The sequence below is a fragment of the Motilimonas thetidivivens genome (assembly GCF_046452435.1).
Taxonomy (GTDB): Bacteria; Pseudomonadota; Gammaproteobacteria; order Enterobacterales; family CBDFNC01; genus Motilimonas.
This window is the reverse complement of record NZ_JBKFDK010000040.1, coordinates 1-11,766: the sequence shown is the minus strand read 5'-3', so window position 1 is coordinate 11,766 and position 11,766 is coordinate 1. Positions and strand designations below refer to the sequence as shown.

Here is an 11,766-nt window from a genome sequence, read left to right as displayed (position 1 = left end):
CAACGCATCTTGGCACCATCACCATCAAACCTAAATTGACTGACGTTAGGTATGTCATTATTGATATATCAATGTCCTGGAAATGTAAGAAGGAACAACTGACTGAAGTAGAGCTCATCGAGTTAGCTAAGGATATACATCTACTTATTGATATTTACTGGTTGGATAAAGTCAAACTGCGTGTTGATGAATCAATAAAATCTTTATACAACATACTAAAAATTAGACTGAAAGACAGAATCATTAATTAACAACTAGGAGCTGTTTCGTAAGGCAAATTATCCACAGCCGCACGGCAACGTATGCAACGGACTTGCTAGCTGGCGGCAACAGCGAGTTGATAGTAATGCTGTGTTTTGATGAGTCCAACTACGACGTATCGACTGAAACAATTTGAACAGATGTGGCCTATAGAACAAACCGAGCGAAAAAACGATGCTGACGAAAATGGTATTGTTACATCACCAAACAACAATCAGACCTAGCTCAAAAAACAATAAAATTAAAATTTTCAATCAGATACAACCTGATACTATGTTTTAGCGGTTTGAACGATTACTTCTAAGCCCAATTACAACCTTGCCGACTAATCAGGTGTTTATGTCTATCGACTTTTACAACCAACATGCTCAGCAGCTAGCGCAAACCTATCTAGCGCAATCCTTTAACAAGGTACACCAGCCGTGGTTGCACTTTTTGTCGCCGATATTAGCCAAGCCGTTTGCAAGAGTGTTAGACATAGGGGCGGGCGCGGGTCGTGATAGCAAATACATAGCCGAGCAAGGGCAACCAAATCAAATCCATGTTACCGCCATCGAGCCAGCAGATTTGCTCGCTAACTTAGGCAAACAGCATACCCAAGGTTTAAATGTCACTTGGCTGCAAGACTCTTTGCCCGATTTAACCCAAGTGACCAAACAAGAAATCAGCTTCGATTTAATATTACTCAGCGCAGTATGGATGCACATTCCCGAGTCACAACGCGCCCGTTCACTGCGCAAACTCGCTAACTTGCTCAAACCCGGTGGCACGTTAGTCATTTCACTGCGCCATGGCCCAAGTGGCGATGCGAGAAAAATGTTTGAGGTATGTAGCGACCAATTATGCCAACTGGCACGCAGCTTTGGCCTGAGTCCAGTATTAGTTACCGACAGCCAACGTGATGAAATTGGCCGAGAGTCTGTAACATGGCAAACCGTGGTGCTCACTTTACCCGATGACGGCAGTGGGGCATTTCCTTTTATACGCCATGTTGCCTTAAACGATGGTAAATCGGCGACTCATAAGCTAGCGCTGTTACGGGTATTACTGCGCATTGCAGATGGCCACCCCGGTGCTGTATTGCGCCGTGAAGATGATCGCGTGATCTTACCCATGGGATTAGTCGCTCTTTATTGGGCGCACCAATATAAAGACCTCATCGACAAGCACGACTTGTATCAAACCCCCAATAGCAAACCGAACATGGGCTTTATGAAAGCCAATGGCTGGGGTCAGCTGGTGGATCTTCCAGCCAGTGACTATCGCATTGGCAATATGTTTATTGGCGAGCAGGCCAAAGCCATCACACGAATGTTATCCCACTGCGCAAAAAATATTAAAGACATGCCGTGTCGCTTTATTACCTACCCAAATAGCCCAGTTGCCGTGTTCGAAGTGGATAGTAAAACCGTTACCGCCAAGGAAAGCCTATTTTTAGACTTGGACACATTAAACCAATGGGGTGAGTTTTCATTGCCAGAACATTTATGGTTAGCTTTGAGCCGATATGCTTGCTGGATAGAGCCGGTGCTTATTTCCGAGTGGGTGAAAATTATGGCCAACTATAAAGGCAATCATAAGTATCAACCGATAGAGCAACAGGCCTTTTTGTATCGAGCATTGAATTGGCTAGAAGCAAAACACGATACCTCAGAAGTGCGAAAACGCTTTGAAAGCTTACGCACTCAGCAGCCCCAAACTTGTGTGTGGACGGCGAAGAATCTGCATAGTGACTATGCCGTTGATCATTGTATGCCGTTTGCGCGCTGGCCTAATAACGATCTATGGAACTTACTGCCATCTGATGCAAAAGCCAACAGTGATAAAAGCGACCGTTTACCCAGTGCACAAAAGTTAACGCAGGCAAAAGATCGCATCTTGGATTGGTGGCAACAAGCTTGGTTGTCCGAGTCAAAAAACCAGAGTCACCGGCAACGATTTTTAGCCCAAGCCAACATCGCTTTGCCGGGCCTTAACGCCAGTAACACCTCAGTAGATGACATCTTTGAAGCCCTGAGATTACAACGTGACAGGCTCAGAGAAATGCAGCAATTGAGGGAGTGGGGGTAAAGATATGTTTAAAAAGAGACCTCTTAGATGCATAGTTCAGATAGAAATATTCAAATTTCGTAATAACTCATTGCATAACCCTGTCTGAGTGGTTTTGACACATGAGTCCGCTACTTTTGTTTCGCTAATGCCTCACATTAAGATATCGCTATGTCAAATTAATTCTAGATAAAGCCAGGAACCAAAGCAATAATCGAGTTGACATGCTCTAGCTCGTGTCTATTCATCAACTGCAAGTTGAAGGCATGTGGCGGCAAAGAAGCATTAGGCGTGCAGTCTACGTGGAGGTCATTGAGCACGTAACCAGCTAACGCCTCGTTGGTTGTAATGTTTCTCACATATTGCCCCTTCATACCTAGATCAATAGCTAAGTCATTTCTATTTTCATGCTTAGAGTGCGGTGCAACACTTAGGACAACGTAACGGTTCCAAAGAATATCGTCCTCTATAGTCTTGTCGTATGAGCTGTCAGTTTGCTGTGCCTTAAGAATTCGACTGATTCTAAAGCACAGGAAATTACGTCTTTTACTGTCCCAAGCACGGATGTGCCAAGCCCCAAGCCCTTTGAATAGAGAATGAGGCGTCAGGGTTCTAGTCTCTGTGCTAGTTGAGGAACTGTACAGGACAGAAATACAGTGTTTATTAAGGATCGACCTTGTGACTTGAGAGACGATATCAATGGATAGTGAATCCAACACTGTTGCGAAGCTGCTCACACCATAAGTTGTTACTGGAATTGAGTTAAGCTCCTGACCCCATGCTATTAACCTCAGAGCAGCTTCTGGGTCATGCTCAAAAGCTGGACTAAACGATGATGACCTCATGTATGCTCGCATGCTTTCGTTGAAAACCGTGTTGTTTGGAAAACGTTCTTTGTAAGCATTAAAAGAGCGGCTTGCTGTAGCAACGGCAATATCACCGTGCTGAATAAGGTCGGAGCGATTCACTTTCCCAAAGAAGCAGAGATAGAAATCAATAAGCCTTAGTCGTTTGGTTTGTGGAGATTCAACACAACGCACAATGATTACCCTTATCAAAATGAACTGTACTAATTTACTCTAACGAATCATTTGATTCCAGTGTAATATAACATTAGTTGATTCTTTGACCGCTAGTAGACACGACACATTTGGCTTTTTTGGGTGTTGACAGTGTTGAGGCATTTCTATCTTAAACGCAGCCTCTTAACTCTGGTGGAAGTTGGAAACACAATAATGGACTTACTTAGTGGCAGCCGAGTCAGTAAGTTTGTTGTAGGTCATTCACTAACCGAGGGGTTGAGAATATCTCTACCGCACTGTGATGAAAGAAATGAATAAATCTGAAACAAAAAGCTCAAAACTACTAGGGATCGTACTTTTCCACTCATTTATCCCTGGGAAACTATTCAAGGTCAAGGCTATCGGGCATAGCAACAATACGGGTGATAACGGAGCTGGTAAATCCACTTTGTTAAGCTTACTTCCAGCTTTCTATGGAGCCGATCCGAGTAAGCTGGTGGATAGACAAGCGGATAAAGTTTCCTTTGTTGATTACTACTTGCCCACCCCAAAATCTGTCATCGTGTTTGAATATGAAAAACTTGGTGAGAGAAAGTGTTCTGTAATGTATCGAAATGGCTCCAGTGTCGCTTATAGGTTTTTGACAGGAACCGCTGAACAATTGTTTTCTCAGCATTTGTACGACGAGCTAATTAAGCAAGGAAGTGAAACTCGAACATGGCTTAAAAACCTTGTGTCTCAGTCAATGTCAGTAAGTTCGCAAATTGAAACTAGTGTCGATTACCGCTCAGTAATTCTAAACAATAAAAAGCGTTTGGCCCAAAGACGTAGTACGGGTAAAAACTTAGTTGCAATCGCCCATGAGTACTCGCTGTGTTCTGCGAGCCATAACATGAATCATATCGACATTTTGACGGCGACAATGATGCGCCACAAGAAAATGTTGAGTCGTTTTAAGACGATGATTGTGGACTGTTTCTTGAATAACACATCGATGGACGACGTTCCTTATAAGAAAGAGTATAGCGAGTTAATAAACAGCTTGGATGTCTTTGTTCAGCTAGAAACTAAGAAAAGTAAATTCGATGAAGCACTAGCTAACAAAGACAGTCTCGAAGAGTACATCAAGCAATTAAACTCGTACCGAGCTCAAATCACTTCCTACCTGCATCAATTAGCCTTAAGTGACACTCAACTCTCAGACAAGATTCGCTCACAGAAGGAGCTGCATGAGATTCTGGTTAATGAGAGGAAAGGTAAATTGCACACTTTCAACTCTGAATTAAACAATCAACGGATTGAGTTTGAAAGGAAGTCCAAGATTATTGATGCAATTTACAACAAGCGCGATAAGTATGAAAGCGAAGATGATATTTTAGGGAAGATCACTCTCTACAATAGCCTGAGTGATATGTTGAGGGAGGCTGAGTCAGCTAAGAAACACTACGATAACCTGCTAGAAGATGTGAGAACAGAAGAAACGGAACTTAAGTCTCAAGTACAAAAACTGGAGCTTGAATGTTCTGATTTTCGCTTTCGTAAGCAACAAGAAATCAATAGCGTTCTTAAGGCTAAGGAAGAGATAGTAGAGCAAAAGTCTGAGCGTTTGGAGGCGATGCAGAGTGACCTCAACTTTGAAAAGAAAAAGCTGCAAGATGCCTTTGATGAACAGTCTGAAAGAATAAAACAAGAACAGCTTAGACTCGCAACTCTTGAAGGGCAATCTCTTGATTTTACGTCAGAACAGAAGGCGGAATTACGCATTTTGGAGAATGATCTTGATAAAAAACGGCGAGAGTTTAATGCTTCGCAAAACACTGTAATTTACTTAAATGAACAACTTCGTCAAGCAACCAAAACTCATGAGGGCAGTCTATCGGCTTACCATGCTTGTAGGGATGAGCTGAAAGAAATTTCAGATGAAATCATTTCTGTAAGTCGTGCATTGTTGCCTACAAAAGGGTCACTCAACGAGTTTTTAGTACAGAAGGTGCCTGGTTGGCGTTGCAATATAGGTAAAGTAATCGACCCTAACTTGTTAAATTCAAAGAATCTAAAGCCATTTTTCGACCTCGATACGACTGAGTCAATGTTCGGTCTTCATTTGGATCTTGATTCAATTTCGCTTCCTGATTTTTGTCTTAGTGAAGAAAAGCTTTCAGAGCGTCTAAGTACTTTAAAAATTAAAGAGTTAGAAACAGAAACACGCGAAGAGAAAGCTAAGAGTCGAGCAAAAAGTGATGAGCAAGAAACAGAGAAGCTTCAGAAAGAAGTAAAAATTCAGAGTCAAAGATCAAAAGTCTTGGAGGATGAACTGAGTAAGCTTAACCTCCTAAAGGATCAAAAAACAGCCCAGTTTGAAAGTGATGCTGAAAGTCGTACATACGAAGTTAAGAAACAAAAAAGCGTACTAGAGTCTGAATCTTTTGCCATTAAGTCCGACTTGAAAGCAAAACTTGAAAACGAAGAACAGCGCCACCAACAGGAGCGTGTTCAGGTGAAAGCTAACTTTGACTATAGGTTGTCAGAAGAAGACGCGAAAAAAAGTGCTATTGAGGCTCTGATCAAAGATAAAGAAAAGGTGACTTCAGACAGAATCAGCGACTGCAAGTTAGCGTTCAACCAGGCGTTGATGAATAAAGGCGTAGATCCAGTCAGCATCGAAAGTGCCAAGTTGAAGTGGGAGTTGCTCGAACGCCAATGTGAGGAGATCAAAGCTTTTCAAGCTTTAATTATCGACTACCACACTTGGCTCGAAGCAGAATGGAAATATATTGATACTTATAATTCTGAGAAGCTGGATTTAGAGCGACAGATCGCGAGAGGCGTTGCGAAGAGAGACGATTATGAAAAATCGGTGGGCAGAAAAATCGATGACGTAGCGACTTCAATTAAGTTGGATGAACAGGAGCTAATTACAGTCAAGGAGGCTATAGGGCAGCTTACAACTTGTACCAATAACTTGGAAAAAGCGGTCGATGAATCAGATTTAGCTAGCTTAGAAGATGTCTCTGTAGATTTAGAGTTTCATTCTGTTGAGCATGCCGTGAGTCTAGTGACGGACAAAATCACTGCGATTAACACGCTTAAGAAAGAAATCGTTAGTAAAGTAAAAGATGTAAGTAACACAATCTTAGGATTGGATGACAATAATGAAATAAAGATGATGTGGGAGCAGATGCGTTCTGCGACCATGACCAAGCTTTCAGACAAATATGATTACGCTATTAACTATGACAGCCCTCAATTTTCCCTTGCTTGTTTGGGAGATCTAGAGGGACTTGTCCTAAACGTGATTCCAGATGTTAGAGATGTTAAAATTGAAACTCTTCGTTCAATCTCGACTCAGATTTCTAACTACCACCAAACCCTTAAACAGGTGAATAGTAAAGTAGATTCAGTTTCGAGCACTTTGGACAAGTCGATTGAAACGGGCAATCCTTTTCCTGCTATCGACAGCATACACATCAAACTATCAAGCAAGATCCATACTTTTGATCTTTGGAAAGACCTTAATCTATTTAGTGTCGAATTGGATAGATGGTCAGGCGAAACCTCAAGAGGTCTACCTTCCAAAGCGTTTCTTGCTTCTTTCAAGCAACTGTTGGCTTCATTTAAAGAGGCTCAGATATCTAAAAACCTAGAGTCTTTGGTCGAGATGGAGATAACGATTGTTGAGAATGGACGCCCAGCAGTGGTTCGAAATGATGAAGATTTAGAAAAGGTCGGCTCCGAAGGGATTTCCAAACTAGCTATTATCGTTGTTTTCTGTGGGATGACTCGATTCTTGTGTCAGGATGAAGACGTTGCCATTCACTGGCCGCTAGACGAATTAGGGAAAATCTCTATTTCTAACCTGGCTATTTTATTCGACATGATGGCTCAAAAAGGTATTTGCTTGTTCACTGCTCAGCCAGATCTGCATCCAGCTACTTACAAGTACTTCGCGACTAAAAATCACATAGTGAAGAATGTAGGTGTCAAATCATTTATTGGTGGACGTAGAAGCAGAGTCAATCCATTGCTTTCTGAGTCGAAACTAAATCAGTCTACGGAGGTGGTTGAATGAATAAGTTTGAATCGGCTTTCCGACTGCTCATGAGTAAAAAAGTGATCTGTGAATATGCATCTCCTATTGAGTACACATACTTATCCGATACCAGAAACCGAAGTGACATGAACCAATACCTGTCTCGAATAAGCATGACAACAGTCGAAACACAAGACGGACTAGGTTTTTACTGTGGATACGAGAACATCGATAACACTCGAAAGAAAAACGAAGTTCTCAAAGACTTTGAAGTTTTTTCGCAGACGATGGAAGGGATAATCGCTTGGCTCAAACTAGCCCGAAATATTGACTCAGACTCCAGACCTATCATGGCTGGTGGCAAACTTTCGGAGTCAGAGTTACTCGCAGCAATTGAGGAAAGTAACTCACTTCAAAATCAGCTTGATCATATTGCACATAAGCTTAAAAGAGCTCATAAAAGCAAAGAGAGTAAAACGAAGCTGAGGTCGATCTTAGATTATCTTGTCCAAGAAGGATACTTTGTATCTCCATCATCAACTGGCTCTCTCTTTATCGCTACAGCGAAATGGTCATTGCTTTATGAGACTTTGGAGTTTATCGCTATTAATGAAGGGATGCTGGAAAGTGAAGCTGATGGTGGAAATGAATTAGATACTCAAATGGGGTTAATTTAGATGTCTCGACAAGTGGAGTCAAAAGAAGCTGTGCGAGCTCTAAGTACTCATACTGAGGTAGTAGACGAGGCTTGCTATGAGCTAGCTGGAGTACTTCATCATAGTGAAAGCAATAAAGCTGCAATTGCAGCGCTTACAAAACATCAGTTGGCATATCACTTAGATGATGAGCATGGAGTCCAAATTCATTCGTCTGTTAAACGTTTACTGGATAGGGTAACTAGTCGTTATAGATTCAGAGAACGTCATGGTGAGTTTTCTAATCAGATTGAAAACTTGGATTATGCCGTTGACAGTTACCGACGAGTTAAGGACTTCAATGATGATAAAAAACAACACTACTTAGATGAAATTAGAGAGATAACAGTCGAGATAAATGACGCCTTGGTTGAGACCGTATCTTCTTTTCATAGGATCGTTGCGGATGAATTTAGCATGGTCACTGATGTTGATGACAAAATTCGTCAAATCGGTCGATGCAAACGTGAGATCGGTAGAATCAATTGTATCTTCGAGCATTTAAGTGTGAAAAAGCTTAGGGAGTGGGTACAAACTGACATTCACCTTGAGCGAATTCTTTTGAAGCTACTTAAATCTAAAATCGATATAGCATTGAAGGACTTAAATGTATCAAACAAAAAAATGGTCGATATGTTGGCAAAGCTTCAGCGAGATAAGAAATCTTCCAAGCTTAATCGCATTATTGATGTTTTTGCAGCTAAGTTCCAAGATGACAAAACCTTTTCACCATCTATAGATTCCATTGAATGTTTGCCTGACTGCTTGTCTCAGGTTTCGAAAACAGAAGTACGAGCCTATGGAAATACTAACAGCGACATCCAAGCTGATGACTTAATTGATTTGGCTGTAAGGGCTCTTGCTAGCTGTGAGAGGAAAAAAGGCAAAGCTTCAGATTTAGACAGTATCGAAGTTACGGATGTCCGTGAAGATGAAGAAGAGTTTGAACTAAACGAGGTAGATGAAGCGCTAGAGTTAATGTTTGAGGCAATAAAAACCAACCCTAACATTCTCCCTCTATCTGCTGCGCAAAGCTATACACTGTTTGATCTCGATATAGAACTAGAGGACTGGCTTTTACTGGTCGATGGATACATTAGTGCGCAAAAAGTCGGTTTGAAGAGTATCGTCCAAATTAAGGAAGAAAGAGAAGTCGTATTACCTTATGACGGTAATGTGATTATTAGTGATATTGTTTTTGAAACAATCGGAGGTGCTAAATGACGCTATCTCTATCGCTAATTAATGCTGCTAAGAGGATTGTTGTTAATTCGAGGGAGAGGATTCCTGCCAACAAGTCCAATACTGAAGTTTGCAGGCTCGTAGAAGTCGGGGCTGTTAGTGGCAATTCAATTCTTTTATCCCGTTCAGAATTGAGGGAAATTGAAAAGTATTTTACTTCAACATTGGGACAAAATCTTCTGACCTTTCAACAGAGTAGCAACTCTCGGATGGATACTGCACGCCCTGGTATTAGCGAGAAGTCGGCAAAAGGTGGTGTGTTTCAGCAGCTCATTAGCTTAGCTGGTAATGTGAATATCCCTTTAAAGAACCAGCTAGATGTACCAAAAGAAGCTAGGTATGTAGCTTCTGTAGAGTTGGATGATCTAGATTTCCCGCGTTTTAGCCGAGTACTTATTATCGAAAATGGCGAGCTAATGGTTAGATGGAAAGAAGTTGTACTCTCTTTGCCAGATGAATGGCAATCCGCTGTGCTCGTTTACCGTGGTCACGGAAAAAACCAAAAAGACCTAGCGACTCTGATTGAATGCTTTGACAACAATGCCGTTGAAGTAGGCTTTTTCTATGATTACGATCCAGCAGGCTTAGATATGATCGACCAACTAAGTAATGATAAACACTATTGGATTGTACCTGTCAAAAATCTGGAGTTGTTCCAAAGTATCAACAAGCTAGATGAATTTTTGAAGCAACTAGAACAGCTTGATAGGCTCAAGAGCAGAGATGTCAGCGCATCAATGCGAAAGCATTTAGCCTTCATTGAGAAGAATACACTGGCTATTACGCAAGAGCACTTGATCCGAAATCAGAGCCTTTTGATCGCCGAAAAGCTTATTGATTAGTATTAACTCATATGGTAATCCCTATTAAGCAGGCAGCTGAAACGGAGTCTGTGATAATCATTGTGTGTAACTACCTGGGCAATTTTGAATAGAAAAGAACTTGAAGCCTTAGCTAGTTAGCGGGTTAGGCGGTAGATGTTGCCATTGTCGGTGGCGAAGAGGATATCGCCGCTTGGGGTGATTTCTACGTCGCGGATACGCTCGTTGAGGTTTTCTAATATTCGCGTTTCGTCGATGGCTTGGTTTTGTTCATTTATTGTGATGACATTGAGGTGCATGAGTTTTAGTGCGCCGGCGATCAGTTTGCCTTGTAATTCTGGGAATTTGTCGCCGCGATAGAGCACTAGGCTGCCGGGCGCAATGGAGGGGACGTAGACCTTAACGGGTGAGACGATTCCGGGTTTTTCTTTGGCTTCACCCACTGCAACGGGGCCCCAGTATTCTTTGCCGTGTGAGGTGATGGGCCAGCCGTAGTTAGCGCCTTTTTCGATTAGGTTGATTTCGTCGCCGCCGCGTGGGCCGTGCTCGATAGACCAGAGTTTATTTGTTTTGCTGTCATACCAAATGCCTTGCGGGTTGCGGTGGCCATAGCTCCAGATTTCATTGCGTTTGTTGGCATCGTTAATGAAAGGGTTATCGCTGGGCACGCTGCCATCGGGTTTTAGGCGTAGAATGCTGCCCGCATGGGTTTGGGTGTCTTGGCCGTTTTCGCGTACGCCGCGATCGCCAATACTGAAGTATAAGCTGTTGTTGTCAAATGTAATGCGTGAGCCAAAGTAGCGTGAGGTGTTGCTGCGTGACTCGGTTACTAATAATTCTTGCCATTGGCTAAATTTGCCGTTTTGGTATTTGGCCATGGCAAGGGTTGTTGCGCCTTGGCCTTGTTGGTTTTTGCTGTAGGTAAAATAAAAGGTGTCATTGGCAAACGGTGAGCGAGCTATATCGAGCAGGCCACCTTGGCCTTTGGCGATAACGTCAATTTGCGCTAGGGCGGTTTGCGTGCCGCTGGTCAGATCCAGTCGCTTGATGATGCCTTCACGCTCGGTAACCAGTAATGTTTGTTCATCGAGATAACTTATGCCCCATGGCAGGGTGAAGCCGCCGGCGATTTTTTCTGTCTGCCATGCTAGCGCGGGGTTAGCCGACATTAAGCTAAGGGCGATAAGGGTAAATCGAAGTGGCAGCTTCATAGCATTATCTTCTTATATTTTATTGAGTTGGTTGTTTTATTGTACGTTAGCATGGCGGATCCAGTTTTACTGTTTAAGGGGGTTTTTACAAGTTTAGTCAATGGAGATGAGCTTGTGGGGTGTGCGGGGATGGTGAGATTCGCCGAGCTCGGCTCCCACAGGGGCTGGGATTTGTTGGATCGAAGGAATCAACCGCGCTTATGTAGGAGCAATTTTTAAATCGCGAATCCATGGCTTCAGAAGCGTGTTTTTTGCTTTGTCGCATATCTTTAATCGCGGCTTAAAAGCCGCTCCTACGCGATTGTGGAGGAGATTTTTAAATCGCGAATCAACGGTTTCAATAGCGTGTTTTCGGCTTTGTCGTATATCTTTAATCGCGGCTTAAAAGCCGCTTATATGGACTCCTCGTATTGTTCAACAGTTTTTGCGCGATTC

8 protein-coding genes are annotated in these 11,766 nt (G+C 42.5%); 6 read left to right on the top strand and 2 right to left on the bottom strand.

Translation table 11 applies throughout. From position 1 onward, the window contains the following. Together ACK8OT_RS18880 and ACK8OT_RS18875 are read left to right on the top strand one after the other, a co-directional pair. Nucleotides 1-251, top strand: a 251-nt coding sequence (locus tag ACK8OT_RS18880; RefSeq protein WP_410198059.1) for a hypothetical protein, incomplete at its 5' end; no start/stop codon positions are given. A gap of 349 nt (nt 252-600) precedes the next feature. Continuing rightward, complete coding sequence (locus ACK8OT_RS18875) at nt 601-2,331, top strand: class I SAM-dependent methyltransferase (protein WP_410198058.1); 1,731 nt, start codon at nt 601-603, stop codon at nt 2,329-2,331. A gap of 164 nt (nt 2,332-2,495) precedes the next feature. On the opposite strand, the gene ACK8OT_RS18870 is transcribed toward ACK8OT_RS18875, so the two are convergent. Next, the gene (locus tag ACK8OT_RS18870; RefSeq protein ID WP_410198057.1) at nt 2,496-3,350 is read right to left on the bottom strand and encodes a BrxR family helix-turn-helix transcriptional regulator; all 855 of its coding nucleotides are present in this window, start codon (nt 3,348-3,350) and stop codon (nt 2,496-2,498) included. 292 nt (nt 3,351-3,642) lie between these two features. Here ACK8OT_RS18870 and ACK8OT_RS18865 point away from each other — a divergent pair, with 292 nt between their 5' ends. The 4 genes from ACK8OT_RS18865 to ACK8OT_RS18850 are packed head-to-tail and all read left to right on the top strand — an operon-like array spanning nt 3,643 to nt 10,141. Further along, nucleotides 3,643-7,401: an ATP-binding protein gene (locus ACK8OT_RS18865; RefSeq protein WP_410198056.1), complete on the top strand. Its 3,759-nt coding sequence runs from the start codon at nt 3,643-3,645 to the stop codon at nt 7,399-7,401. Beyond that, complete coding sequence (locus tag ACK8OT_RS18860; protein ID WP_410198055.1) at nt 7,398-8,039, top strand: hypothetical protein; 642 nt, start codon at nt 7,398-7,400, stop codon at nt 8,037-8,039. The genes ACK8OT_RS18865 and ACK8OT_RS18860 overlap by 4 nt, the downstream gene beginning before the upstream one ends. After that, a complete protein-coding gene (locus ACK8OT_RS18855) occupies nt 8,040-9,281 on the top strand; it encodes a hypothetical protein (RefSeq protein WP_410198054.1) in 1,242 nt (413 codons plus the stop codon). It abuts the gene before it with no gap. Next, nucleotides 9,278-10,141 carry a DUF7281 domain-containing protein gene (locus ACK8OT_RS18850; protein ID WP_410198053.1) on the top strand — a complete coding sequence of 288 codons (864 nt, stop codon included), beginning with the start codon at nt 9,278-9,280 and terminating at the stop codon, nt 10,139-10,141. The genes ACK8OT_RS18855 and ACK8OT_RS18850 overlap by 4 nt, the downstream gene beginning before the upstream one ends. 116 nt (nt 10,142-10,257) lie before the next feature. On the opposite strand, the gene ACK8OT_RS18845 is transcribed toward ACK8OT_RS18850, so the two are convergent. Beyond that, complete coding sequence (locus tag ACK8OT_RS18845; protein ID WP_410198052.1) at nt 10,258-11,331, bottom strand: PQQ-dependent sugar dehydrogenase; 1,074 nt, start codon at nt 11,329-11,331, stop codon at nt 10,258-10,260. Nucleotides 11,332-11,766: the final 435 nt, after the last annotated feature.

Bases quoted from the DNA above. Each gene is read 5' to 3' on its own strand.
- ACK8OT_RS18875 (WP_410198058.1), top strand. From the start codon at position 601: ATGTCTATCGACTTTTACAACCAACATGCTCAGCAGCTAGCGCAAACC.
- ACK8OT_RS18865 (WP_410198056.1), top strand. From the start codon at position 3,643: ATGAATAAATCTGAAACAAAAAGCTCAAAACTACTAGGGATCGTACTT.
- ACK8OT_RS18860 (WP_410198055.1), top strand. From the start codon at position 7,398: ATGAATAAGTTTGAATCGGCTTTCCGACTGCTCATGAGTAAAAAAGTG.
- ACK8OT_RS18855 (WP_410198054.1), top strand. From the start codon at position 8,040: ATGTCTCGACAAGTGGAGTCAAAAGAAGCTGTGCGAGCTCTAAGTACT.
- ACK8OT_RS18850 (WP_410198053.1), top strand. From the start codon at position 9,278: ATGACGCTATCTCTATCGCTAATTAATGCTGCTAAGAGGATTGTTGTT.
- ACK8OT_RS18845 (WP_410198052.1), bottom strand. From the start codon at position 11,331: ATGAAGCTGCCACTTCGATTTACCCTTATCGCCCTTAGCTTAATGTCG.